20 protein-coding genes are annotated in these 26,038 nt (G+C 63.4%); 11 read left to right on the plus strand and 9 right to left on the minus strand.

Annotation, left to right across the window (positions count from 1 at the left end; genetic code table 11):
* Positions 1–4: 4 nt before the first annotated feature.
* Positions 5–562, minus strand: coding sequence for a Chromate resistance protein ChrB (locus FDP28_RS16005; protein ID WP_144662534.1), 558 nt, complete (start codon positions 560–562; stop codon positions 5–7).
* A 33-nt stretch (positions 563–595) separates the two neighbouring features.
* Here FDP28_RS16005 and FDP28_RS16010 point away from each other — a divergent pair, with 33 nt between their 5' ends.
* The gene (locus FDP28_RS16010; protein WP_144662535.1) at positions 596–1,798 is read left to right on the plus strand and encodes an MFS transporter; all 1,203 of its coding nucleotides are present in this window, start codon (positions 596–598) and stop codon (positions 1,796–1,798) included.
* Between the two features lie 12 nt (positions 1,799–1,810).
* On the opposite strand, the gene FDP28_RS16015 is transcribed toward FDP28_RS16010, so the two are convergent.
* Complete coding sequence (locus FDP28_RS16015; protein WP_144662536.1) at positions 1,811–3,919, minus strand: DNA gyrase/topoisomerase IV subunit B; 2,109 nt, start codon at positions 3,917–3,919, stop codon at positions 1,811–1,813.
* Between the two features lie 254 nt (positions 3,920–4,173).
* On the opposite strand from FDP28_RS16015, the gene FDP28_RS16020 reads away from it, so the two are divergent.
* Complete coding sequence (locus tag FDP28_RS16020; protein ID WP_018778705.1) at positions 4,174–4,395, plus strand: DUF7455 domain-containing protein; 222 nt, start codon at positions 4,174–4,176, stop codon at positions 4,393–4,395.
* Positions 4,396–4,624: 229 nt separating this feature from the next.
* Here the strand turns inward: FDP28_RS16020 and FDP28_RS16025 are convergent, their stop codons facing one another.
* The 4 genes from FDP28_RS16025 to FDP28_RS16040 form a co-directional block, all read right to left on the minus strand.
* Positions 4,625–5,935 carry an RNA polymerase sigma factor gene (locus tag FDP28_RS16025; protein ID WP_144662537.1) on the minus strand — a complete coding sequence of 437 codons (1,311 nt, stop codon included), beginning with the start codon at positions 5,933–5,935 and terminating at the stop codon, positions 4,625–4,627.
* 244 nt (positions 5,936–6,179) lie between these two features.
* Positions 6,180–7,463 (minus strand): DUF4192 domain-containing protein, encoded by a 1,284-nt coding sequence (locus tag FDP28_RS16030; protein ID WP_144662538.1) that lies wholly within the window; start codon positions 7,461–7,463, stop codon positions 6,180–6,182.
* Positions 7,464–7,540: 77 nt separating this feature from the next.
* Positions 7,541–8,896 (minus strand): MFS transporter, encoded by a 1,356-nt coding sequence (locus FDP28_RS16035; protein ID WP_144662539.1) that lies wholly within the window; start codon positions 8,894–8,896, stop codon positions 7,541–7,543.
* Between the two features lie 34 nt (positions 8,897–8,930).
* Positions 8,931–9,869, minus strand: coding sequence for a proteasome assembly chaperone family protein (locus tag FDP28_RS16040; RefSeq protein WP_144662540.1), 939 nt, complete (start codon positions 9,867–9,869; stop codon positions 8,931–8,933).
* A gap of 276 nt (positions 9,870–10,145) precedes the next feature.
* On the opposite strand from FDP28_RS16040, the gene FDP28_RS16045 reads away from it, so the two are divergent.
* The 5 genes from FDP28_RS16045 to FDP28_RS16065 all read left to right on the plus strand — a co-directional run bounded on the left by FDP28_RS16045 (position 10,146) and on the right by FDP28_RS16065 (position 16,326).
* On the plus strand, positions 10,146–11,669 hold the full coding sequence (locus tag FDP28_RS16045; protein WP_144662541.1) for a leucyl aminopeptidase: 1,524 nt from the start codon (positions 10,146–10,148) through the stop codon (positions 11,667–11,669).
* 293 nt (positions 11,670–11,962) lie between these two features.
* Entirely contained in the window at positions 11,963–13,345 is a 1,383-nt protein-coding gene (gene lpdA, locus FDP28_RS16050) for a dihydrolipoyl dehydrogenase (RefSeq protein ID WP_144662542.1), read from the plus strand.
* Between the two features lie 113 nt (positions 13,346–13,458).
* Positions 13,459–15,213, plus strand: coding sequence for a 2-oxoglutarate dehydrogenase, E2 component, dihydrolipoamide succinyltransferase (sucB, locus tag FDP28_RS16055; protein ID WP_144662543.1), 1,755 nt, complete (start codon positions 13,459–13,461; stop codon positions 15,211–15,213).
* Between the two features lie 138 nt (positions 15,214–15,351).
* The gene (locus FDP28_RS16060) at positions 15,352–15,705 is read left to right on the plus strand and encodes a hypothetical protein (RefSeq protein ID WP_144662544.1); all 354 of its coding nucleotides are present in this window, start codon (positions 15,352–15,354) and stop codon (positions 15,703–15,705) included.
* A gap of 192 nt (positions 15,706–15,897) precedes the next feature.
* Positions 15,898–16,326: an OsmC family protein gene (locus FDP28_RS16065; RefSeq protein WP_018778715.1), complete on the plus strand. Its 429-nt coding sequence runs from the start codon at positions 15,898–15,900 to the stop codon at positions 16,324–16,326.
* A 102-nt stretch (positions 16,327–16,428) separates the two neighbouring features.
* Here FDP28_RS16065 and FDP28_RS16070 read toward each other — a convergent pair whose 3' ends face one another.
* The gene (locus tag FDP28_RS16070; protein ID WP_144662545.1) at positions 16,429–19,926 is read right to left on the minus strand and encodes a S41 family peptidase; all 3,498 of its coding nucleotides are present in this window, start codon (positions 19,924–19,926) and stop codon (positions 16,429–16,431) included.
* An 85-nt stretch (positions 19,927–20,011) separates the two neighbouring features.
* Here FDP28_RS16070 and FDP28_RS16075 point away from each other — a divergent pair, with 85 nt between their 5' ends.
* The gene (locus FDP28_RS16075) at positions 20,012–20,917 is read left to right on the plus strand and encodes a TIGR01777 family oxidoreductase (protein ID WP_144662546.1); all 906 of its coding nucleotides are present in this window, start codon (positions 20,012–20,014) and stop codon (positions 20,915–20,917) included.
* A gap of 1 nt (position 20,918) precedes the next feature.
* On the opposite strand, the gene FDP28_RS16080 is transcribed toward FDP28_RS16075, so the two are convergent.
* The gene (locus FDP28_RS16080; protein WP_144662547.1) at positions 20,919–22,514 is read right to left on the minus strand and encodes a serine/threonine protein kinase; all 1,596 of its coding nucleotides are present in this window, start codon (positions 22,512–22,514) and stop codon (positions 20,919–20,921) included.
* Between the two features lie 153 nt (positions 22,515–22,667).
* On the opposite strand from FDP28_RS16080, the gene lipB reads away from it, so the two are divergent.
* The 3 genes from lipB to FDP28_RS16095 all read left to right on the plus strand — a co-directional run bounded on the left by lipB (position 22,668) and on the right by FDP28_RS16095 (position 25,217).
* Complete coding sequence (lipB, locus tag FDP28_RS16085; RefSeq protein ID WP_144662548.1) at positions 22,668–23,336, plus strand: lipoyl(octanoyl) transferase LipB; 669 nt, start codon at positions 22,668–22,670, stop codon at positions 23,334–23,336.
* Positions 23,333–24,340: a lipoyl synthase gene (gene lipA, locus FDP28_RS16090; protein ID WP_144662549.1), complete on the plus strand. Its 1,008-nt coding sequence runs from the start codon at positions 23,333–23,335 to the stop codon at positions 24,338–24,340. The genes lipB and lipA overlap by 4 nt, the downstream gene beginning before the upstream one ends.
* 115 nt (positions 24,341–24,455) lie before the next feature.
* A complete protein-coding gene (locus tag FDP28_RS16095; protein ID WP_144662550.1) occupies positions 24,456–25,217 on the plus strand; it encodes a DUF4191 domain-containing protein in 762 nt (253 codons plus the stop codon).
* Between the two features lie 98 nt (positions 25,218–25,315).
* Here the strand turns inward: FDP28_RS16095 and FDP28_RS16100 are convergent, their stop codons facing one another.
* Positions 25,316–25,753, minus strand: coding sequence for an RDD family protein (locus FDP28_RS16100; RefSeq protein ID WP_055977749.1), 438 nt, complete (start codon positions 25,751–25,753; stop codon positions 25,316–25,318).
* Positions 25,754–26,038: the final 285 nt, after the last annotated feature.

A 26,038-nucleotide genomic window follows, 5' to 3' on the forward strand; every position in this document is an offset into this window, starting at 1 on the left:
GGCACTACAGGCTGTTCCGACCACCCTGTTCGGGGAGCATGACCTCGTAGACCCGGGAAGAGAAGCCCTCCAGGGCTGCTGCGCACCGTGCCAGGTGCTCAGCGGCGTCCCCCGCCAGAGGAAGGTGCAGAACGTCGCGTGACTTCAACTCCCGGAACCAACGCCTCAACCGCTCCAGGCTCTGTTCTTCTTCTTCAAGTTCGGCAAAAGTGAATTTCTCCTGCGCTATCTCCTTGGCGATTTCTGCCTCGAACTTCCGGCAATCGGCCATGAACTCGGCCCACTCCTCCTGTCGGGCAGCTTCATAAGCAGCCCTGAAAGCGACTTCACCTGGCTGGCGTGGCACGGCATCCACCAAGGTCCAGGTCCCGCCACCCTTGGCTACGAGCTCGCTGGCACGGACCAGCCCTTCGTCAAAGGCGGGGTGGGCGGGGAGGAGCCACGTACCTGGGCTCAAAGGGACGGCGCCGATCCTGCGCAATTCGCGCCACACGGCTACACGGTGCCTGGAGGGCTGGGACGGAACCTGAACCAGGATCAACAGCCATCGTTCATCAATCACAAAAGCCAATGTAGCAGCTGTTACATTTAGTGCGTGAAGACCCCCGAGGCAGCCAGCGCTGCACGCACGACTCCCTACCACCGGTGGCCCCTCTACGCGGCCGGTTTCACTACCGCCTTCGGGGCCCACGCCGTGGCTGCAGGGCTCGGCGCCGAGAGTGCGGACATCGGCCTCAGCCTGCTTGGCTTGGGGATTCTGCTTGCCCTCTACGACATCGCTGAGGTCTTCCTCAAGCCCGTCTTTGGCGCCCTGAGCGACCGCATCGGGCCCAAGCCAGTGATCGTGGGAGGCCTTTTTGGCTTTGCTGCCGCCTCCCTGGTTGGCCTGTGGGCAGACCAACCCGCCATGCTCGCTGCGGCCCGGCTTGGACAAGGCATGGCGGCATCAGCCTTCTCGCCTGCCTCGTCCGCCAGCGTCGCCCGGCTTGCCGGTGGCAAGCCGGGACGCTATTTCGGACGCTACGGCTCCTGGAAAGGCTTCGGTTACGCCATAGGCCCGCTTCTGGGCGCCTTGGCCATCCTCGCCGGGGGCTTCGCTCTTCTCTTCGCCGTCCTGTCGTGTCTTGCCCTCGTGACTGCCGTGTGGACCGTCCTGGCCATGCCGCGCCTGGAGCCGCTGCCCAGGACCCGCTACACCATCCTGGACGTGTGGCGGCAGAGCACCGAGAAGTCCTTCCTGGGACCCACCCTGGTCCTGGCTGCGTCCACGGGAGCCCTCGGTGCTGCAGTGGGCTTCCTTCCCGCTCTCGCAGCACGGGACGGGCTGGGCACTGCGGGGAGTTTCGCCGTCGTCACCGCCTTGGCGGTTGCCTCCTCAGCCGTGCAACCCCGCATTGGTGCCCTACGGGACCGAGGGGTCCTCGCGGACAGGCCCGGGATGATCACGGGACTTGGCTGCATTGCTGCCGGAACCCTCCTCGCAGCTGTCCTGCCTGGAGCGTGGTGGGTTTATGCTGCCGCCGTCCTTATCGGGCTGGGCATCGGCGTCGCTACGCCACTCGCCTTTGCCCACCTTGCCGATGCCACCCCCAAGGAGCGACTCGGCCGGACCATGGGTTCGGCGGAACTAGGACGTGAGATCGGTGACGCCGGAGGTCCGCTGCTGGTGGGCGGTATTGCCGTTGCAGCGGGTCTTCCCTGGGGCCTTGGAACCCTGGCGTTACTGGTGGGAGCCGCCGCGTTTGCCGCCCCGGCGGCATCCGCCACCCGGGGCACTTCCGCCCAGGAGCCTGGCTGACACCCCCGCCGGCTATGCGTCGATGCGCTCCCGGTCCAACGTTGCCGCACCGGCGATGATGAACTCCTTGCGAGGTGCCACGTCAGAGCCCATCAGGAGATCAAACACTTCCTCGGCACGCTGGGCACTGTCGATGCCAACCTTACGCAAGGTCCTGTGCCGGGGGTCCATGGTGGTCTCCGCCAATTGCTGGGCGTCCATCTCACCCAGGCCCTTGTAGCGCTGAATCGGTTCTTTGTACCGCTTGCCTTCCTTGACCAGTTTGGCAAGGAGCACGTGGAGCTCGGCTTCGGAGTACGTGTAGATCATCTCGTTGGCCTTCTGGCCCGGGTTGATCACTTCCACCCGGTGAAGAGGAGGCACAGCGGCAAACACGCGGCCGGCTTCCACCATGGGGCGCATGTAGCGGAAGAAGAGCGTCAAGAGAAGAGTACGGATGTGGGCGCCGTCGACGTCGGCATCGGTCATGAGGATGACTTTGCCGTAGCGGGCCGCGTCCAGGTCGAAGCTGCGGCCGGAGCCGGCGCCCACCACCTGGATCAGCGCCGCGCACTCGGCGTTGGACAACATGTCACCCACCGAAGCCTTCTGCACGTTCAGGATCTTTCCGCGGATGGGAAGAAGAGCCTGGAAATCCGAGGACCTGGCAAGCTTTGCCGTTCCAAGCGCGGAGTCACCTTCGACGATGAACAGTTCCGAGCGTTCCACGTCATCGGTGCGGCAATCGGCCAGCTTGGTGGGCATGGAAGAGGTCTCCAGGGCATTCTTCCGGCGCTGGGTCTCCTTGTGGACGCGGGCCGAGATGCGCGATTTCATTTCGCTGACCATCTTCTCCAGCAGCAGCGCCGACTGGGCCTTGTCATTACGGTTGGCCGAGTTCAGCCGTGCAGTGATTTCCTTCTCAACCACTTTGGCCACAATCGCCCGAACTGCTGAGGTGCCAAGGATTTCCTTGGTCTGCCCCTCGAACTGCGGCTCAGCCAGACGAACCGTCAGGACAGCCGTCAGGCCGGCAAGGATGTCATCCTTCTCGATCTTGTCGTTGCCGGCTTTGAGCTTGCGCGCGTTCGTTTCCACGGCCTTGCGGAAGGTCTTCAGGAGGGCCGCTTCAAAGCCCGACTGGTGGGTGCCTCCCTTGGGCGTGGCGATGATGTTGACGAAACTGCGGATGGTGGTTTCGTAGCCGATCCCCCAGCGCAGGGCGATATCGACTTCGCAATCCCGTTCCACTTCGGCGATCTTGCTGTGCCCGTTTTCGTCGAGAACAGGAACTGTCTCCTTGAACTTGCCCGATCCGTGGAGCCGCCAGATGTCCGTGACGCCGGAATCCGCAGCGAGGAATTCCACGAATTCGCTGATGCCACCGTCGTGGTGGAACACTTCCTCGTGGACGCCGTTCTCGCCCGGGGTCCCGGCCAGCTTGCGCTCATCGCGTACGGTGATCCGCAATCCCGGGACAAGGAACGACGTCTGACGGGCACGGGCCACGAGGTCGTCGTAGGAGAACTTTGCGTCAGGAGTGAAGATCTGGCGGTCAGCCCAGTAACGTACGCGGGTTCCGGTGACGCCACGCTTTGCCTTCCCGACCACATCCAACACCGAATTCTCGACGAACGGTTCGAACGGGGACGTGGGGCCGGGCTTTGATCCGGCATCGAGGAAGCGGCCGGGCTCACCGCGACGGAAGGACATCTGGTAGGTCTTGCTGCCGCGGTCCACCTGGACATCGAGGCGGCTGGACAACGCGTTGACCACCGAAGCACCAACGCCGTGGAGGCCACCGGAAGCGGTATAGGAGCCGCCGCCGAACTTTCCGCCCGCGTGCAGCTTGGTGAAGACGACCTCGACGCCGGACAGTCCGGTCTTCGGCTCGACGTCTACGGGGATGCCGCGGCCGTCGTCGTGGATCTCCACTGAATTGTCCGCGTGCAAAATGACTTTGATGTCGTGGCCGAAACCCGCCAAAGCCTCGTCCACCGCGTTGTCGATGATTTCCCACAGGCAGTGCATGAGGCCACGTGAGTCGGTGGATCCGATGTACATGCCCGGGCGTTTGCGGACCGCTTCAAGGCCCTCGAGGACAGACAGATGCCGGGCGTTGTATTCAGAACTCGGTGCCACGTGGGGGTGTGCTCCTTCGGGTATATCTAAAGCTGGTTCCCAGCCATATTCCGCTGGCAACTCAAGGCAAACACTGCCCATACTAGGTTAGCCGCGACGGGCCCTGCGTACCGGTTGCCACTCCCGGCCCGCGGCAAAAGGCCCAGTTGCGTTATGGACATGTGATACGCGGACAGCGAAAGTGACCCATCCTTGCCATGGATCTGCGTCGAATGCTGGTTATATGGATGTACAGAACTACTAAGGAGGCCGACATGACAACAGCAGTTGCAGACCGCACACTGAACGCCGCTGACCGGTGCGATCGTTGCGGAGCCCAGGCGTATGTCCGCGTTGTACTCGAGTCCTCCGGCGGTGAGCTGCTTTTCTGCGGCCACCACGCACGTGCAGTTGAAGCCACGCTCCGGCCCATGACTTCCGATTGGCACGATGAGACCGAGCGCCTCAACGAGAAGGCACCAGTCCCCGTCGACTAGAAGTGCAACCCGGCAAAGCCCGGAGTCACATCGCGCAGAAGGGCCCTTCCCCATTGGAAGGGCCCTTTTGCTGTGCCCCCCGGGTTCCGCGGTTCCCGCGCGGCTTGCAGTTTGCTGCGGCCGGGCCGGCGCATCCACGGCGGAGAACAGTCCACGCAGTGAACAAGAAGGCGGCCCAGCCGGAAATCCGACTGGGCCGCCTTCATGCGTCCTGGGTTGCGCGGACCGTTTAGTCCAGGTAGTCCCGCAGTACCTGCGAGCGGGACGGGTGCCGCAGCTTGGACATGGTCTTGGATTCGATCTGGCGGATACGCTCGCGCGTCACTCCGTAGACCTTGCCGATTTCGTCTAAAGTCTTCGGCTGTCCATCGGTGAGGCCGAAGCGCATGGCCACGACCCCTGCCTCGCGCTCGGACAGCGTGTCCAGCACGGAGTGCAGCTGCTCCTGCAGCAGCGTGAAGCTCACCGCGTCAGCCGGGACGACAGCTTCGGAGTCTTCGATCAGGTCGCCGAATTCCGAGTCACCGTCCTCACCGAGGGGTGTGTGGAGCGAAATGGGTTCACGACCATACTTCTGGACCTCGACAACCTTTTCGGGCGTCATGTCCAGCTCCAGGGCCAGCTCTTCAGGCGTGGGCTCACGGCCCAGGTCCTGAAGCATCTGGCGCTGAACGCGGGCCAGCTTGTTGATGACTTCAACCATGTGGACCGGGATACGGATCGTGCGGGCCTGGTCTGCCATGGCGCGGGTAATTGCCTGGCGGATCCACCAAGTGGCGTAGGTGGAGAACTTGAAGCCCTTGGTGTAGTCGAACTTCTCCACTGCGCGGATAAGTCCCAGGTTGCCTTCCTGGATCAGGTCCAGGAACAGCATGCCTCGCCCGGTGTAACGCTTGGCCAGCGAAACGACGAGGCGGAGGTTGGCCTCAAGCAGGTGGTTCTTGGCGCGCTTTCCATCATGGATGACGAATTCGAGCTCGCGCTTGAGCTTGGGATCCATGGATCCGTCGTCTGCATTGATCTTTTCCTCGGCGAACAGGCCAGCCTCGATGCGGAGGGCAAGATCGACTTCCTGCTCGGCATTCAGCAGGGCAACCTTGCCGATTTGCTTCAGGTAGTCCTTGACGGGGTCTGCAGTTGCACCGGCCGACATGACCTGCTGTACAGGTGCGTCGTCGTCATCGGCGTCCGAGTAGACGAAGCCGGAGCCGGACGGGGCAGCCTTGTCCTTGGCGGCAGTTGCGCCGTCCTCGGTGTCGTCGTCGCCGACTTCGACTTCCTCCGCTGCTGCGGGGTCAAAGTCTTCGTCCTCGACGCCTGGCTCTTCAGGATCGACGGCGGAGTCGCTCGCTGCTTCAGCAGCGGCCTTGGCGCCAGGCTTGGGTCCACGCTTCTTGGGGGCAGGCTTGTCAGAGTCGCCCTCTGAAGCCTTGTTGGCAGCACGTGTCGCGGCGCGCTTTGCCGATGTGGCCGCCTTCTTTTCCTCAGCGGACAATTCGGCCAGGGCGGCGGGTTCCTTCTCGACGGAAGACGGGGTCACAGAAAACCTTTCTAGCGGCGGTCTGTGGAATCACCATACGGGCAACACCACTATGACCCTGTCAAGTCCGCGATCAATTTCAAATGCGATCGCCGCCTGCAGAGTCTTTGATTACAACTACAGACGACACTGAATTGTTCCCGGCAGCCGGGCCAATCCAAGCATTCAAACGCGGACCCAACCGGGTCTCGGCATCCATTGTCTCACGGTTTTGCCAAACGTACGCCTGTTGGATGGCGTGGAACTAAACCGGGACATTCCTTGACCCCTTCCAGGCTGAGTCGGGACGGCGCGCCCACCCACAAACTGACCCCTGTCCCATGACCCCTATCAGCAGCTCCGCCAACCGGTAGTTGGCATGGGCCTCGAGGGCCCGGCTCAGGCAAGCGTGGGCAACGGTACCCATGCCCTTGCACCAAAAGATCCATCCTTGGAGCGTCAGTGCTGCGGCAGCCACTTCTCCCTGTTCTCCGTCGACGCCAAGTCCCGCCAGGAGTTGCTGCAGTACATCAAGGTCCTTCCAACATGGCAGCTCCGGACGCATGCCCAGCAGGACATCACCGTAGGTGTACACGTCGAGGGGCTCACTTGATCCGTCAGCACTGCCAGCCGACGGTCCGGGCCCGGTTGCACCCCGGTCCTGGCTAGCACGAGTGTCCACGCCCACGTCGCTGGGGTCGAAGGATCCGGCGAGGGGGTCCTCTGCCTCGAAGAATCCGAACCCGGCAGCTCCGGCCTTGGCAGCTCCGACGCCTGCAGCTGCCATCACCACTACGGCATCCCGCCAAGCCGGTATTTTCAGGGTGGTTCTGAGGAAACCCATGAGTCCTGCATCAGCTGAAGGCTCCAAGGGATCCCCTCGGTGGTGCCTGTCCAGCACGTGGCGCCACACAGCAAGTACAGAATCAAAGCAGGCCTCGCTGCGCCACAGGGGCAGGACGTGGTCGTCGAAGCCGTCTTCCGCTTCCAGCACCCGGGAGTCATGCGCTCCGGGCCGAGCCAAACGCAGTCCGTCAGCCCCCTTCCCAGGGAAGGGTCCAACAGCGCTGCCCTGGTACACGAGCTCTGTGCTGAGCCGGCTCTCCTTGATCCGTTCGATCGGGAATCCCGGAATCGGGCAGCAGCCCCCATCCTCGCAATAGGCGCCGCGCCAGTAATCTGTGCCCACCAACCATGCATCGCGGACAGTAAGGCCAGCGCGGTCAAAGCTGGCCCGCAGGGCATCGAGAAGTGGTGCGGTCCGCTGGATGACAGTGCCGTCATTCCACCCCTCCGCGGTGTACACGGCCAGAACAACGCCGTTGGCGGCCTCGTCGGCGATCAGATAGCTGAGGATTTGTTCGGCAAAGCAGGGCAGCCAGTCAGCTGGGGACAGGACGGGCAAGTCCACGCGGAGTGTGGCCCCCAGGACCTTTCCTTGCATGGTGATGGCCACGAGGCTGTCTTCAGGCCAGTAGCCCAGCATGTGGGGAATGTAGCCAAGGATGTCTTCGGGCTGGTGAATGCTGAGCGTTCTGTTGGTAGTCATGCTTCCAGCCTGCGCATCGGCGGAGGCAAGAAACAGGGAGCACTTTGCGTATGTGGAAAAGCCCCGGGAAAGGGATGCTACTGCTCCCCCGCCACCTTGGAGCGTGCTTCACGCCGCCGTTCCAGGCGCTCACGCCGCTGCCGTGCGAGCGCCGTTGCCAGTGGCGGCACGTGGATCCCTTGGGCGGCCATTTGCCGGCGGACCTTGCGGCGGGTCACAACAATGAGCAGGGTTCCGATCGCGAGCAACAGGAATTGGACGCTGAGGGCAATCCGGAACGGCGCCAGTCCGTACAGCTCCCCACCGGAAAAACCGCTGGCATTCAGGAGGTCGAGAACCAGGCCGATGAGGTAGATCGCGATCAGGGCTGCGATGAAGCCGCCCACATTGACTATCCCGGTCGCCGTACCGATGCGATGCGAAGGATTGAAGGTCCGCGCGAAGTCAAAGCCGATCATGGATCCTGGTCCGCCTACCGCCAGGACCACCACCAGGATGACCAGGAGCCACAGTGGAGCACGCTCGGGAAGAAGCAGTACGGCCGCCCAAGCGACGGCCGTTGCGGTAGTGATCAACAGCACCATGGCGGACCGTCGCATGGGATGCCGGGCCACGAACCGGCCGAAGCCAGGCCCGGCAACGATGGCGGTGGCCACGAACAGGGCCATCAAAGCAGAGACTGTTCCGGCGTCGAGTCCTTGGGCGGAGAGCAGGAACGGGTAACCCCAGGTCATCGCGAAGAGGTTGCCGCTGAACTGGACAGTGAAATGGCTCCAGAGCCCGAGCCGGGTTCCTGGCTGCTTCCAGGCGCGGGACAGGGAAACACCCGTGGCCCTCAGGCCTTGGGCCGTCACCGTGGCCGGATGTCCGGGAGGCGCATCCCTCAACAGAGTAAGGACCAGTACAACCGCCAGCACGGACATCGACGCCAGGGTCAGGAAAGCCGGCGTCCATCCCGCCGAGTGCAGCAGCAAAGCGAAGGGAACCACGCTGAACAGCTGGCCCAACTGCCCGCACATGCCGGTCAACTGCGTCACCAGCGGAACCCGGGACGGTGCGAACCACAGAGGAACCAGCCGGATGACGGAGATGAAGGTCATGGCGTCGCCGGCGCCCACCAGGACCCGGCCAAGGACGCCTCCAGGGATGCTGTCGGCGAAAGCCAGCTGCAGTTGTCCCGCCGCCATGAGGACAGCACCGCCGGCCACCATGACCCGGGATCCAAACCGGTCCACCAGCACGCCGACCGGGATCTGGAGACCGGCATAGACCAACAGCTGCAACACGGTGAAGAAGGAAATCGCCGAGGCACTGGCATGGAAACGTTCAGTTGCCTCCAGCCCGGCGACCCCGAAGGAGGTACGCTGCGCCACAGCCACGAGGTAGGCAAAGATGCCTATGGTCCAGATCAGCCAGGCGCGGGGAGAAGTCACACCTCAATTATGCCGGTCAACCGTTAAAGCTGATTTATTGAGGCGTGTCTTTACGAGCCAGGTAGGCCTCAACAGCAGCACCGATGTCCTCGGCATCGGGCAGCTCGTCGTTCTCGTAGGCAAGCAAGGAACGACGCACCATGCCTTCGGACTTCTCGTCGTAGCGGGCCTCAAGGTTGGCGACGACGGCCTGCACTTCTTCGGAAGCCTCAATCTGTTCGGCGATCTGCCGTCCGACCTCCCGGCCTGCTTCCCGGAGACGGTCCGTAGGAAGCATGAGGGACGTTGCGGCCCCCAGGTATTCCAAGCCGGCGACGGCGGCCGTCGGGTACTCGGCTTCGGACAGGTAATGCGGAACGTGGACAACATAGCCCGCCACGTTGCGCTCCGCCTCGGTGAGCCGGAGTTCAAGGACGTGGCCGATGGCAGCAGGAACCTCGACCGTAGGTTTCCAACTGGAGATCCCTTCGATCAGCTCAGGCCGGTTGCCGTGTACCGTCACACCGACGGGGCGCGTGTGCGGTACCGGCATGGGAATGGAGTGGATCCACGTGACGAGGTTAACGTCCAGCTTCTCCACAATCCCTACGACGGCGCGGGCGAAGCGCTCCCACTGCAGGTCCGGCTCAAAACCTGCCAGCAGCAGGAACGGCTGTCCCAGCCCATCCGTGAGCTTGTACAGGCCAAGCTTGGGCGCCTTGTAGTCCTGGAGGTGGTCTTCCACAAAGCTGATGTGTGGCCGGCGCGACCGGTAGTCAATGAGCTGGTCGGCATCGAACATGGCCACGACCTCGGCGTCGAGTTCATCCAGCAGTTCCGCATTAATCTGCCGGACCACGTGACCGGCGTCGGCAAATCCCGTGAATCCCATGACCATGTTCAGGCCACGGAGTTCGGGACTGTGGAAGGTCTCAATGTTGCTCGCGTAGAGAGCTTCTGGGTCCAGGAGGGTGCCGGATATCCGTTCAAACACGGCGTATTCCTTTCACGGGGCAAGTTCGGATGGTCTATTTGGGTACAACGCTGCACAGGAAGCGCGCATTCCTGCTGGGGGATGTGCGGCAGATCTCATTTAATTGCTGTCCGCGGGCGCCGAGAGACTACGATCGAAACGGGCCCGCGTCCGCTAACGACGCTGGGCCTGAAGACCAAGGCCGCCGTCGAATGAGGACGTCGGGCGCGTACCGGGGCAGGCCGCCAAACATGCGGCCCCGCCATGCACTGCAGAGAGAAGTGAGGACACATCCTCGTGGTCAAGACTACTGACATCAACCTGTCCGTCATCGCCAAGGACCTGAAAAAGTCCCCCAGCGACGCCCTTGTGATCGGCGTTGCGCAAGGCGCTGAAGGGCCTGTGCTGCTCGCCAATCCCCTGAGCGCCAAGGCTGCCGAGTCCGTTGCGGGCTCCCTGAAGTCCCTGGGAATCAGCGGCGCGGCCGACCAGGTGCACCGGCTTCCCGGACTGCCGGAAACAGGCGCCGGAATCCTGGTCCTGGCCGGTGTCGGCAAACTCCAGCCCGGCGGCGGCCTCAGCGAAGAGGCGCTGCGGCGCGCAGCAGGGTCGGCTGTGCGCCAGCTCGCGGGACTGGCTGCAGTGACGCTGGCTTTCCCGACGCCGGCACTTGCCGACGTTGCTGCCGTCGCTGAAGGTGCCGCCCTGGGAGCCTACTCCTACACCGAGCACCGCTCCTCCACGGACGGACTGAAAGCACCGGTGGCCAAGGTCCAGATCTTCTCCGAAGTGGACGCAAAGGACGCACAGCCGGCGCTGGACCGCGCCGTTGTGCTTGCCAGGGCCGTCAACGCCACCCGGACACTGGTAAACCAGCCTCCCAGCCACCTCTACCCCGAGTCTTTTGCGGAGTCCGCCAAGGAACTCGCCAAGGGTCTTCCCGTGAAGGTCACCGTCTGGGACGAGAAGCGCCTCGAAAAGGAAGGCTTCGGAGGCATCCTCGGCGTAGGCAAGGGCTCCACCCGCCAGCCGCGCCTGGTCAAGGTGGAATACGCTCCGGCCAAGGCCACCAAGAAGATTGCCCTCGTAGGCAAGGGCATCACCTTCGACACGGGCGGCATTTCCATCAAGCCGGCCCTCGGCATGGGCGACATGAAGAGCGATATGGCGGGCGCCGCCGTCGTTCTTAACACGGTCCTGGCGCTTGCGTCGATGGGCCTGCCCATCAACGCGACCGCCTGGCTCTGCATCGCAGAGAACATGCCCTCGGGCGCCGCAGCGCGGCCCGCGGATGTCTTCACCATCCACGGTGGCAAGACCGTGGAGGTCCTGAACACCGACGCCGAAGGCCGCCTGGTGATGGCCGACGGACTCGTCGCTGCCAGCCTTGAGAAGCCCGACGTCATCATCGACGTTGCCACGCTGACCGGCGCCCAGTTGATTGCCTTGGGTCTGCGCACGGCCGGTGTGATGGGTTCGGATTCCGTCACGGCCGCGCTGAAGTCGGCAGCTGACCGCGCAGGCGAGCTGGTGTGGCCCATGCCGCTGCCTGAGGAGCTCCGACCCAGCCTGGACTCGCAGGTTGCCGACATCGCCAACATCGGTGAGCGCAACGGCGGCATGATGACCGCTGCGGTCTTCCTGCGCGAGTTCGTGGGCAAGGACGGCAACGGCGAACAGATACCGTGGGCCCACGTGGACATTGCCGGGCCGTCGTTCAACAACGGCAGCCCCTACGGCTACACACCCAAGCAGGGCACGGGCTGCACAGTCCGCACCCTGGTTGCCTACGCCGAAGACCTTCTGGCGGTCTCCGCCTAGCGGCACGCCCCCGCTCCCTTCCGGGTTGCGTGGTCCGTCGGCGCCCCCGCCAGGGCCGCGCAACCCCGGAATTATGCGGCGTGTAGCGCTGTGTCACAAGTGAACGTGAGTCTCGACACAAGCGCTCCACAAACACCCGCAGAGGGTGGAGCATGGGTAGGTGGTTCGCTAAGGTGAACACGATAGTCACAAATGCAAGAGAACTTAGGTGCTGGCATAATCACGGCAGAACAAGTTCCAAAGACCAGATGGCACGCAGTCCCGTGTCATCCTTCACGCGAGGGAGCGTTTTAGTGGCCGATCAGGCAACTGCGCAAGAATTCGACATCCTGGTACTCGGTGGCGGCAGCGGCGGCTACGCCACTGCCCTGCGGGCCGTGCAGCTTGGGTTCACCGTTGGCCTTGTGGAAAAGGCAAAGCTCGGCGGAACCTGCCTGCACAACGGCTGTATCCCCACCAAGGCCCTCCTGCACTCGGCCGAACTGGCTGACCACGCACGCGATTCCGCCAAGTACGGCGTGAACGTCACGCTCGACAGCATCGACATGTCGGCCGTGAACGCCTACAAGGACGGCATCATTGCCGGCAAGTTCAAGGGTCTGCAGGGACTCATCAAGTCCAAGGGCATCACCGTCATCGAGGGTGAAGGAAAGCTCCAGGGCAACAACACCGTCGTCGTGAACGGCACGGCCTACACCGGCAAGAACATTGTCCTGGCCACCGGTTCCTACTCACGGTCGCTTCCGGGTCTTGAAATCGGCGGCAAGGTCATCACTTCCGACCAGGCCCTCACCATGGACTACATCCCCAAGAGCGCCATCGTCCTCGGCGGCGGCGTCATCGGCGTCGAATTCGCTTCCGTCTGGAAGTCCTTCGGCGTGGACGTCACCATCATCGAAGGCCTGCCCTCCTTGGTTCCCAACGAGGACGCCTCCATTGTCAAGAACCTCGAGCGTGCCTTCAAGAAGCGCGGCATCAAGTTCACCACGGGCATCTTCTTCCAGGGCGTCGAGCAGAACGACGACGGCGTCAAGGTCACCTTGGTTGACGGCCAGACCTTCGAAGCAGACCTGCTGCTCGTCGCTGTTGGGCGCGGTCCCGTCACCGCCAACCTCGGCTACGAAGAAGCAGGCATCACCATCGATCGCGGCTTCGTCATCACCAACGAGCGCCTCCACACCGGCGTCGGCAACATCTACGCCGTTGGCGACATCGTCCCTGGCGTCCAGCTCGCGCACCGTGGATACCAGCAGGGCATCTTCGTCGCCGAAGAGATCGCCGGCCTGAACCCGGCCATCGTTGAAGACATCAACATCCCCAAGGTCACCTACTGCGAGCCTGAAATCGCCACGGTCGGTTACACCGAAAAGGCAGCCAAGGCGAAGTTCGGCGACGACCAGGTCCAGACCCAGGAATACAACCTTGCCGGCAACGGCAAGAGCTCCATCCTTGGCACCGGCGGTATCGTCAAGCTCGTACGCCAGAAGGACGGCCCCGTCGTTGGTATCCACATGATTGGTTCACGCATCGGTGAGCAGATCGGTGAAGCCCAGCTGATCGTGAACTGGGAAGCCTACCCGGAGGACGTGGCCCAGCTGGTCCACGCCCACCCCACCCAGAACGAAGCTTTGGGCGAAGCCCACCTCGCCCTCGCGGGCAAGCCGCTCCACGGCTAAGTCTTTACCCAAGACAAACGGGTCGGGTGCATGCAGCGGAATCTGCCGGATGCACCCGGCCCGGACCAGCAGAATTCATCCGCACAAAGATCAATAAGGAGAACGGGGACGACATGTCTGAATCCGTTAACTTGCCCGCCCTCGGTGAGAGTGTCACCGAAGGAACCGTCACCCGCTGGCTCAAGCAGGTTGGTGACCGGGTGGAGATCGACGAGCCGTTGCTCGAGGTTTCAACCGACAAAGTAGACACTGAAATCCCTTCTCCTATCTCAGGCGTCATCGAAGAAATCCTCGTCGCTGAAGACGAGACGGCTGAAGTCGGTGCACCTTTGGTCCGCATCGGCGACGGCTCCGGCTCCGCCGCTGAGGCTGCCCCGGCCGAGGAAGCCCCGGCTGAGCAGGCAGCACCGGCCGCCGAAGAGGCTCCTGCCGCCCCGGCAGAGGAAGCAGCAGCACCGGCAGCCGAAGCCCCCGCCTCTTCCGGCGGCGAAGGCCACGAAGTGACCCTCCCGGCACTGGGCGAAAGCGTCACCGAAGGCACCGTTACCCGCTGGCTCAAGGCTGTCGGTGACACGGTGGAGGTTGACGAACCACTTCTTGAGGTTTCCACCGACAAGGTCGACACCGAGATTCCCTCCCCCGTTGCCGGTACCCTCCAGGAAATCCGCGTCAACGAAGACGAAACCGCTGAAGTCGGTTCCGTCCTGGCTGTCATCGGTTCGGGCGCTGCTGCTCCTGCTTCCGCCCCGGCTCCGGCCGCACCGGCAGAAGCCCCTGCCGCACCGGCACCGGCTGCTGCTCCGGCTGCAGAGGCACCGGCCCCCGCCGCTCCGGCACCTGCCGCCGCACCCGCTCCTGCCGCTCCTGCTCCGGCTGCTGCCCCTGCTCCTTCTGCTGCGCCCGCCGCTTCTGCCGAGGCTGCAGGCTCCTCCGAGTCCGGCTACGTCACTCCCCTGGTGCGCAAGCTTGCCAACCAGCACGGCGTAGACATTGCTTCGGTCTCCGGCACCGGCGTTGGTGGCCGCATCCGCAAGCAGGATGTCCTGGCTGCAGCCGAAGCCAAGCAGGCCGCCGCAGCTCCTGCTGCACCGGCTCCTGCTGCTGCTCTCGCCGCCAAGGCTGCCGCCCCCGTCGTTGCTTCGTCCTTGCGTGGCACCACGGAGAAGGCTCCCCGTATCCGCCAGGTCATTGCCCGTCGCATGCGTGAGTCCCTGGAGGTCTCCACCCAGCTGACGCAGGTGCACGAGGTCGACATGACCAAGATCGCCAAGCTCCGCCTCAAGGCCAAGAACTCGTTCCAGGCCCAGAACGGCGTCAAGCTGACCTTCCTGCCCTTCATCGCCAAGGCTGTAGCCGAAGCACTGAAGCAGCACCCCAAGCTGAACGCCGCGTACGACGAATCCAAGCAGGAAATCACGTACCACAACGCTGAACACCTGGCGATCGCCGTCGACACCGACAAGGGCCTGCTGGTTCCGGTCATCTCCGACGCCGGCAACCTGAACCTCGCCGGTCTCGCCGGCAAGATCGCTGATGTCGCTGGCCGTACCCGCGACGGAAAGATCGGCCCGGACGAGCTCTCCGGCGGTACGTTCAGCATCACCAACATCGGTTCTGTTGGCGCCCTGTTCGACACCCCGATCATCAACCAGCCGCAGGTAGGTATCCTCGGCACCGGTGCCATCGTCAAGCGCGCTGTCGTAGTCGCTGACGAAAACGGTGACGACTCCATCGCCATCCGGTCCATGATGTACCTGTCCCTGACGTACGACCACCGCCTGGTGGACGGCGCGGACGCAGGACGGTTCCTGCAGACTCTGAAGGCACGCCTTGAAGAGGGTGCGTTCGAAGCAGACCTCGGTCTCTAAGTCACTCCATCTGCGGGCACCGCTTGCAGGGTAAGACGGGCAGGTTGCCGGGGAAACCCGGGAACCTGCCCGTTACGCTTTTACCGCCTTCGCGTGGCTTTGCTACAGGACGTAGAACCGACTGGATAAGCTTAGGCCATGAGTATTCTCTTCAACATTCTGGTGTTCTTGCACATCGTCGGCGCAGCCATGATCGTGGGCTACTGGATCGCCACCCTCAGGGAGCCAACCGTCCACCCGCGCCAGCGCGACGGTGCCTTCCTCCAGCTCCTCACAGGCATCGCCATGATGGGCGTCCTTCCCATGCTGCCGGATGCTGATCCGAACTACTTCAAGCTTGGCGTAAAGTTTGCCATCGGCGTGGCCGTCGCAGTATTGGCCGTCATCGGCTCACGCAAGGTCAAGAAGGGCGAGGCAGTATCGACGGGCCTTGCCCACGGCGTCGGTGGACTTGCCCTGGTGAACATCGCCATCGCCACCCTCTGGCACTGACCCGACGCGATTTTCGGCCTGCGCCGGCGACCTTGCAACGCGCTTTCTTCGGCTACCATCGCGTAAGTCCAGGGGTCACAATCCACTGACAGCAGAATGGCCGTGCAGTCCGGAAGTTCAATACCTAGGATTGAAACCGGTGGCACCTGCCAAAGGCCGGTTGCCGAATCACAACGACCCTAAGGAGTGGACATGGCAGCAACACGCACCGCACACACGGTTTGGAACGGCAACCTTATTGAGGGCGCTGGAAACACCACGCTGGACAGCTCAGGCCTGGGAACGTTCGACGTCACGTGGAAGGCCCGCACCGAGCAGTCAGGCGGCAAGACCAGCCCTGAGGAACTTATCGCTGCGGCCCACTCCGCCTGCTTCTCCATGGCTTTCAGCCACGCCCTTGCCGGTGAAGGCTTCACCGCCGAGGAAGTCAACACCAAGGCCGACGTCACCTTCGTTCCGGGCACCGGCATCACCGGCAGCCACCTGACCATGACCGCAAAGGTTCCGGGCCTCTCCCAGGAGGACTTCCGTCGTATCTCCGAGGACGCCAAGACTGGCTGCCCTGTCTCCGGCGCCCTTGCCAGCATCGAGATCACCCTCGATGCCACGCTCGCTGAGTAACCTCAGCATCGCTTAAGGCCCTAAAAGGCAAGAGCCCCTGCCACTCCGCCCGGAGTGACAGGGGCTCTTCCCGTTCCATGGACCTAAGTCTCCTAAGTACCGCTACTTCTTCAGCTGCGGACGCGCGGGCAGGGGTGCCGGACGCACCTTCCTGTAGCCTTCACGCAATGGAGGACGATCGGTGGGCAGCTCTTGGATCATTTCCTTGAGCGCGCCGATACCGTACTCCAGTTGTGGATCCGTGCCGGCCGCGTAGGCATGGGGCGGGAACAGGACCTGGATATCCGGATCCACACCGTGGTTCTCAACGTCCCAACCGATCCCTCCGCTGAACCAGGTGGCATAGCGCGGTTGGGTGACGCCGGTGCCGTCGGCCAAGGTGAAGCGGTTGTCAATGCCCACCACACCGCCCCAGGTCCGCGTTCCAATGACCGGGCCGATGCCCCTGAGCTTGGAGACCTGGGTGATGATGTCGCCGTCGGACCCGGCAAATTCATCGGCCAGGATGATCACGGGGCCGCGTGGAGCATGATGCGGGTAGGTGCGCGGCTTCTCGCCACGCGGCATGCTCCATCCGGTCACTTTTCGACCGATCAGTTCGGCGACCAGCTGGGAGGTGTGACCCCCGCGGTTGCGTCGAACATCGACAATGAGCCCGTCCAAGGCCGTCTCCGTATCAAGATCGCGGTGAAGTTGGGCCCAGCCGTTGGCCATCATGTCCGGAACGTGGAGGTACCCGAATTTGCCCCCGGAAGCCTCCCGGACAGTCCTGCGGTTGGCCCGCACCCAGTCCTGGTAGCGGAGCCTTTCCTCATCACGGATGGGAACCACAGCTACCCGCCGTTGCGATCCGGCAGCTTCGCCGTGTGCCTTACCGTTGAGCAGCGTCAGTTCAACCGTCCGACCGGCCGCGCCCACCAACTGCATCGCAGGTGTCAGGCCCGCTGAAAGCTCGACGCCGTCAATCGCCAGGAGCACATCGCCCACCTTCGCGTCGACGCCTGGTCGCGTCAAAGGCGAAGTAGCAAGGGGATCAGATGACTCGCCAGCGAGGATCCTGGTGATTTCCCAACCGTGGGCGCCGAGCTGCAGCTCCGCTCCCAGGCGGCCTTGTCCGTTGCGGCCCGGTTCCGTGACCGCTGCGGGACGAACGTAGGCGTGTGAGGTCCCCAGCTCACCGTGGAGTTCCCAGAGCAGATCCACCAGGTCATCGTGCGAACCGAGCCGGTCCACGATCGGGCGGTACCGCTTGTAGACGGACTCCCAGTCCTGGCCTGCCATGTCAGCGGTCCAGAAGAAGTCGCGCTGCAACCGCCAGGCCTCATCGAAGGCTTGTCCCCAAGCAGCTACGGGGTCCAGGATGACGCGGATCCGGTTGAGATCCACTTTCACGTGGTCCGCCGAGTCCTCTTCCACTTTGCTGTCCGCGGGTACGGAAACGACGTTCTTGTCCAGGACGTAGACGATCCGGCCAAGGTCACCGGACACGCGGAAGTTCTCTACTGCGGGGACGATGGTTGCCGGTTTGCGCTTGGCGAGGTCATAACGCACCAGGGACGGTGCGGTCTTCTTGTCCTGGAGGGTGCCTTTGCCCTCACCGGTGACGCCGGAGAGTTCGGTATCCAACCACAACAATGCCCCGTCGCCAACAGCGAGGTCCGAGTAGTTTCCCTGGGGCACCGGCACGGTGATGACGCGGTGGGCAAGCCCTTCCGCATCAACCCGCACAGCCGGGACGTCGTCGTCGGACTTCTCTGCAGCCGGCGGCGCGTCCTCCAAGGTGTCCACTGAAGGCCCGAAGGGCGACGGCGTGTCTGCTGCGAGCGCCACCATGTACGGCTTGATGGGGCTGGGGAACGAAAGATCGAAGGAGTGGCCGTCGTACACGGGGTCGAAGCTCCGGTTTGAAAGGAAAGCAAGGAACTTCCCATCGGGGGTGAACCGGGGCCATTCGTCGCAGAACCGGCCATCAGTGACGTCAATAATCGCGGCATCGCCCTCTTCGGGACGGGCGATCCTCAGTTTGGTGCGCGAGCCGAACGATGTCACGGGTTCGGACCAGGCGAGCCACTGCGAATCGCCGGACCACGAGAGTTGCTCGATGCTGCCTTCGCCCACACTGACGAGCTTCGTCAGCGTGCCGGTGGAGGTCTCGGCCACGAAGACGTCACCGAAGGACGTACCGACGGCGACCCAGCGGCCATCCGGGCTGGCTTCCAAAGTGCTGGTGCGCGTGGGCTTGGGAAAGTCGATACGGAGCTGGGCTGCATCCTCCGGAGCAGGCTGCGCTTCAGGAGCGGAAATGCCACCGGCCGTATCGGCTGAAGGCTCGACCGGGACCGAAACCCCGGTGCCCGGGGCGGGCACGGCCGCCGGCGACGTGGACTGCGCCGACGAGGCGGTCTGTCCCACCACGTTGGAGACGGAAACCGGCTTCGGCAGGGAATCGTCTTCCTTCGCCGGAACGGGTGCCTCCACGGCCTTCAATACTTCCGCCGCCGCCAGGCGGGAGGCGATGCGCTTGATGTACAGCGCTTCCACTCCCCCGTGGTCCGCCACATAGGCGATCCTGCCGTCGGTCAGTGGACGCGGCAGCCGGGCACGGACTCCCGGCGTGGCTTCCACCACGCGCGAGGGCCCATCCTTGTGCCGAAGCCAATGGATGGTGCCGTGCGATTCCACGGCGCTGGCCGTCCCCGCAGCGTTCGGGACCACGTCACCGAGGTGTGCCGAAGCTTTCAGGGGCGCAGGACGGCGTGCCGGTGAGGCCGAGCCGAGGGAGATTTCCAGCTTGGCGGGTTGGGCGTCAGCGTCGAGGGAGGGAAGAATCCACAGCTCGCCGGCAGATTCGAAGATGATCTTCTTGCCGTCCGCGCTGGCGTGCCGCACATAGAAATCTTCGTGGTCAGTGTGCCGGAGCAATCCGGAACCGTCGGGGAGGACCGAGTACAGGTTGCCGAAGCCTTCGTGGTCCGAGAGGAAAGCGATCCTGCCTTCCACCCACAAGGGGTCCGTGAGGTTGCCATCGAGCTGTGGGACCAGGCGCTCAAACTCGCCGTTGCCGTCAGCGTCGATCCACAGCTTGCCCGCCGTGCCTCCGCGGTACCGCTTCCACCAAGCGGGTTCACGCGAGAGGACACTGGCCAGCACCACAGGCTTCTCGTCGCCGACCTCCGGTCCGAACGCCACGGCCTCCACCGGACCAAAGGGAAGTTCGACGGCGGCACCACCGTCGAGCGGGAGGCTGTAGGCATGCGTGTGGCGGCTTTCGGCCTGCTGGAAGGCACTGGTGACAACCACGTTGCCTGCCGGAGTGAAACCCTTGACCTTCGTGGTGCTGTGGCCGAAATAACTCAACTGACGGTAGCCACCGCCGTCGACGTTCGCCGTCACGACTTCCGGGGACGTTCCCACCACCACTGTCCACACCAGCTGCTTTCCGTCCGGCGTAAACCGGGGGTTCCTGGCAGGAAGCTGCTGCGAGGAAACGCGCCAAGCGCGGCCTCCTTCGAGCGGCGCGACCCAAACGTCGTCTTCGGCCACGAAAGTGACCAGATCGCCGTGAACATGCGGGAAACGGAGGTAGCTGGAGGAGGTCATTGTTCGATCATAGTCAAGAGGCGGCTACCGTCGGCGGCACCGACAGGCGTTTCCGCCAGACGTTGGCCTTATGGTGAGATGGGTCATGCGCATCGTGATGTCCGGAGCTTCAGGAATGATTGGGACCGCACTGGCCGAGCATTTGGCCGGCCGGGGTGACGAGGTGGTGCGGCTCGTGCGGCGACCCGCTGCCGCGCCCGGAGAATTCACCTGGGATCCGGCCAAGGGCGAGCTGGATGAAAGCATTCTGGACGGCGCGGATGCCGTGGTGAACCTTTCCGGCGCTGGGATCGGGGACCGTCCTTGGACTAAGAAACGGCTTAAGGTGCTGCGCGATTCCCGCCTCCAACCCACACTGACTCTGGCAGGTGCCATGGAGCGGCTTGAAAATCCACCTGCATCCTTCATCAGCCAGTCCGCTTCCGGTTATTACGGGGCGGACAGTGCAGGGGTTCTGCGTGAGGATTCGGCTCCGGGCGGCGGAGTGCTCGGTCCGTTGTGCGTCGAGTGGGAACAGGCCGCCAGGACCGCACCGGCCAGTGTCCGTGTTGTCACCCCCCGCACCGGTGTGGTGTTGAGCACCTCAGGCGGTGCCTTGGGCCCACTGCTCCCCCTGCTGAAACTTGGGCTGGGAGGACCCTTCGGTAACGGCCGCCAATACTGGCCGTGGATCACCCTCGCCGACGAGGCCTCAGCACTCGCTTTCCTTCTCACATCCGGGCTGGAGGGCCCGGTCAACGTCTGCGCTCCGCAGAGCGCGGACGTGAACACGATTGTCGCGGCCCTGGCAAAGGCCTATCACCGGCCGGCTTTTTGCCGGGTGCCGCGCCCTGCCCTGCGGCTGGTCCTGGGGAAGCTCGCGGATGAACTGGTTCTGGCAAACCAACGCATGGAGCCTGGCAGACTCTCCGACGCCGGCTTCCGGTGGCAGCATCCGTCCCTCGCGGAGGCTATGGCCTGGCTGCACGGGGACGAGCACCGGGAACGGTAGGTCAGTTACCTGGCGCTGTTATGTCCGAAAGCCACCAGCGTCCATCCACGCGGACCAAGGACAAACGGAGCGCCTTGCCGACTCCCGCCTGCGCCGTCCTGATGACGGTCCCGTGCGCATCGCGTTCCTCATAGGCAGAGGTGGTTGCGGTGACGTCCACCTCAACGCGGTCCGCGGCCGTGGACGGCCGAACCTTTATCGCTGACAGCAGCGTGGTGATCCCGGCAAACCTCGTCCCGGATTGGCGCAACTGGGCGCTCAACAATTGGTCCGACTCCCCTGCCGGAGATCCTTTGGCGTTGACGGCCTCAAGAAGTTCCAGGTGGCCCTCCCGCAAAGCGGAGTCACGCAGTGCCGAAAGTGCCTCCACCGCGAGTGCAGGTTCCTCGGCTCGAAGGGCGCCGTCCACGCGATCGTGAAGGACCTCTGTTTGATCGCCTGGCACGGATGGGTCCTGGGCGGCCAGGCGGCTGACCTGGGTTTCCTCCTCAGGGCTGCTGATCCGAAGCCATCCCGGTGACTGGTTCCACGCCAAGTTGCCGACGAAGGCACAGGCCGCCAGGACCACCACGAACAACGGGGCAATCCGGGTGAACCTGGACTTTCGGGGTTGGTTTGCCTGCCGCCTGGTTCGCGGTTGGCCGCCTGCCCGGGGCGACAGCGGCACCCTGAGCCTCCATCGGAACCTGTGGTTGGCGCGGCGGGGCGAACGCCCGCGGGCCTCCCGACGCGTCAGAAGCTCCGGGATGACGGAATGGTGCACAGCTCCGGACAAGTCCAGCGTCCTGGGTGCGGCACTCCTGAAAACTGCGGTGCCGAACTCCTTCGCCGTCGGACGCAGAAGCGGATCCGGATCCAAGGCAGCTTCGAGGGCCGCCGCCAGGCTCTTGGGCACCTCAGGCACCAGCAGGGACAGCGGTGGCCTCAGTTGGGTTGTTTCAAGCACGACGCCGGTCAGGCAGTACCAGCCGATCGCCGCCAACGAAAATACATCCCGGTGCGGACGGAGCTCCCTGCCGTCGTCGCCTGTTGCTGCCGGGATGAATGGATCCCTGAACCCGTCGGTTCCCACATCATGGCCTTGTTCCGGATCACCCACCCGCGCGGCGAGACCCAAATCGGCCAGCAGCGGCATACCGACAGCGGTGAACAGGATGTTTCCCGGCGAAACGTCACCGTGCACAATGCCGTGGGAATGCAAATAGGCCAACGCCTGCGCAACCGGGGTGAGCACTGTCACTGTTTCGCCGATGCTCAGTCTTTGCCGTCCGGAGACCAGATTCGCCAGGGATCCACCTGCGGCATAGTCCATTACGATCCCCAGCGTCCCGGCGGGGCCATCGGCTGGCTTCAGGACTTCGTGGACGCGGACAAGATGCTGATGGTTGAGGTGGGACAGGAGCATGACTTCTCGTGCCGCATTTCCCAGGAGCTCCGCTTGTGCTTCCCGGCGGGGACATTTGATCGCAAACCGGGTCCCGTCGGCCAGCCGCGTGCCAAGCCATACCCTGGAGCTGCTGCCCTGACCAAGCTGCCGGGTAATTTCGTAGCCGGGAAGAAGGGGTGCCACGGCGTCGGTAGTTGCCAGAGTTTCCATGGATAAGGTCTACCGGAGACGGAGAATATCTGCAGACGTTATCCACAGATCATGGCTGGACCTCTCCTCCACAAGCGCCAACACCGCATGATACGACTGAGAGGTTCACCACAAAACCATGGCCAATCTCCTGCTGGGTCTAAGCTTGAACGCATGACTCTTGAGTTTTCACAACTGGGTCTTGCCCCGGACTTCGTTGATTACATGCAGGGCTGGGACCTGCAACGCGAGATCCACAACAAGGTTGTTGCGGGCGAGCAGAACAGCACCGTCTTGCTTCTGGAGCACGCCGCCGTCTACACGGCCGGCAAGCTTACCGAAGATCACGAGCGGCCCTTCGACGGAACCCCCGTTGTCCCTGTGGACCGAGGCGGAAAGCTGACGTGGCATGGTCCCGGTCAGCTCATCGCCTACCCCATCCTCAAATTGAAAAACCGGGCTGGAATCCGCGACTATGTGGAGCGCCTGGAAGCCACAATGATCGCCGTCATGGTCGATTACGGCATCAAAGCCGTCACGGTCAAAGGCCGCGCCGGCGTCTGGGTCCTGGCCGACGACAAGGGCCCGGACCGGAAGATTGCCGCCATCGGCATCCGCGTACTGGACGGCGTCACCATGCACGGTGTCGCCATCAACTGCAGCAACGACCTGGCACCCTATGCCCAGATCATTGCCTGCGGCATCACTGACGCCAGCGTCACCACAATGTCGCTGGAAACCGGCCGGACCATCAATCCCGCCGACATCGTTGACCGCTTCGTGGAAGAATTCCGCAAGCATGAAGAAGCACTCGTTTCCACCCCCGAAGGAGCACTCCAGTGACCCTGGCACCTGAAGGCCGCAAGTTGCTGCGTGTTGAGCAGCGTAACTCGGCGGTTCCTGTTGAGCGTAAGCCTGAGTGGATCAAGGCCAAGGTCCAGATGGGTCCGGAGTTCGTCGGGTTGAAGAACCTGGTGAAGAAGGAAGGCCTGCACACGGTGTGCGAGGAGGCCGGGTGCCCGAACATTTTCGAGTGCTGGGAAGACAAGGAAGCGACGTTCCTGATCGGCGGTTCCGAATGCACCCGGCGCTGTGATTTCTGCCAGATCGATACCGGCAAGCCCTCCCCGCTGGACCGCTTCGAACCGACCAAGGTCGCCCGCTCCGTGCAGGCCATGCAGCTGCGCTACGCGACCGTGACCGGGGTGGCCCGTGACGACCTCGAAGACGAGGGCGTGTGGCTGTACGCCGAAACGGTCCGGAAAATCCATGAACTGAACCCCGGCACCGGGGTGGAGTTGCTGATCCCGGACTTCTCCGGCAAACCCGAACACATCGCCGCGATCTGCGACTCCAAACCCGAAGTGTTCGCCCACAACGTTGAGACCGTGCCCCGCATTTTCAAGCGGATCCGTCCGGCGTTCCGCTACGAACGGTCCCTGGATGTCATCACCCAGGGCCGGAACCTGGGCATGGTGACCAAGTCCAACCTGATCCTGGGCATGGGCGAGACCCGCGAGGAAATCTCCGAAGCCCTGCGCGACCTGCACGCCGCCGGATGTGACCTGATCACGATCACCCAGTACCTGCGCCCCTCCGAACGGCACCTGCCCGTGGACCGGTGGGTCAAGCCCCAGGAATTCGTGGACCTCCAGCACGAAGCCGAAGAAATCGGCTTCCTCGGCGTCATGTCCGGGCCCCTGGTGCGTTCCTCCTACCGCGCCGGCCGGCTCTGGGCCACCGCGATGCGGAAGAAGGGCTGGGACATCCCCGAAGCCCTCGCCCACATCGAGTCCTCCGGCACCACCCGCCAGGAAGCCTCCACCATCCTCGCCGCCCACCACTGAACAGACCACGCCTGAACAGTGGCGGCAGCAGTACCAGTAAGCAGTTCCGAAGGACCGGATGCCTCATGTAACGGCGTCCGGTCCTTCGGCGTACATCACGTAGAATTAAGGCACTATGGCGAAATCCCCTGATTCCAGCAATTCGACACCCTCGGCCGACGCACCCAAGCGTGGGCTGTTCCAGCGCAAGCCCAAGGAAGCCAAGGCCAAGAAGCCGAGCCAGCTGAAGCAGATCGCTGAAGTCTTCAAGATGACCCGGCGAAATGATCCGCAGGTTGTCTGGATCATGCTGCTGGCGTTCCTCGCCGTGGTTGCCGTGGCCTTCCTGATCGGTTTCCTTCTGGAAAACTGGGTCACCGGTCTCATCATCGGCATTCCGTTGGGCCTCCTCGCAGCCGTTTTCATCCTTTCCCGCCGGGCAGAGAAAGCTGCTTTCGCCCAGATCGAGAACCAACCAGGCGCCTCCGGTGCCGCCTTGGGAACCCTTCGGCGCGGCTGGATTACCCAGGACCAGCCTGTTGCTGTTAACCCGCGCACCCAGGATGCCGTGTTCATGGCAATCGGACGTCCCGGCGTCGTTCTGGTCAGCGAAGGTCCCACGCACCGCGTCAAGCCGCTGGTGGAAGCAGAGCGCAAGCGCTTGGCACGCATCCTGCCCAACGTCACCGTCCACGTCCTGGAATCGGGCCGCGGTGAGGGACAGGTCCCGCTCAACAAGCTGGCCAAGACCATGGGCAAGCTGAAGAACGAGCTCACCAAGGTGGAGGTCAATGCGGTGTCCAAGCGCATCAACTCGCTGGGCAACCGCCTGCCGATTCCCAAGGGCATCGATCCCTACAAGGCCCGCCCTGATCGTAAAGCCGCACGCGGCCGCTGATTTCTGAAGCCTGGTTGCTGAACCAAACAAACCGCCCCCGCCTCTTTATGTGAGGCGGAGGCGGTTTTTGTTTGCTTGGGTCACGGACACCGAAGCGGTCACATACGGATGAGGATCGTGTTCATTGCCTTGTCGTGAAGACCGCGCTGGTCCGGGTCGAAAACGACGGCGGGGATGACCAGGCACAGCAAAAGGGTTCGCACTACGGCCGCCAGTGGACCTGCCGGGCCTCCGCCGAGGCGAACCACGTGGATGCCGGCGATTCTGTGTCCCACGCTGTAACCAAGCGTGCCGATCAGCAATATTTGTTCCACGGCGAAAATAGCCAGGGTTGCCCACTGGTTTCCGCCGAACGCGAAGTTGCTGATGACCAATGCGATGGTCCAGTCGATCACGATGCCCAGGATGCGACGACCCGCGCGCGCCATGGAACCTGGACCGGACTCGGGCAGACCGAGCCTTTCACCAGGATATTTGGAGATTCCGGAGGTGTCCGGACCGCTCAACCAGGAGCCAATGTCTTTTCGATCTACCACCCTCCAAGCGTAGCCGCTGGAGCGGGCACGGGAATGACGGGCGGCCCGCTCCCGAAGGCACGAGAGGGCGGGATGTTCGACCAGCGGACCGCCGTGGACCCGACACCGGGAAGCAGACTACCGTTTACATGACAGATGATTCTGTAACCTGCCGGAAACAATACTGACACTCCCGGGAAATCCCATCTCCCTATGGTGGTATGAGTTGCCAGCCACCATGGCAGGGGGACCTTTTTTGTGTTTCCCGCGCCTCGGTCTGGGCTGCACCACGCGGCCTTCCGGGCC

The sequence above is a fragment of the Paenarthrobacter nicotinovorans genome (assembly GCF_007670255.1).
GTDB classification, from domain to species: Bacteria; Actinomycetota; Actinomycetes; order Actinomycetales; family Micrococcaceae; genus Arthrobacter; species Arthrobacter nicotinovorans_B.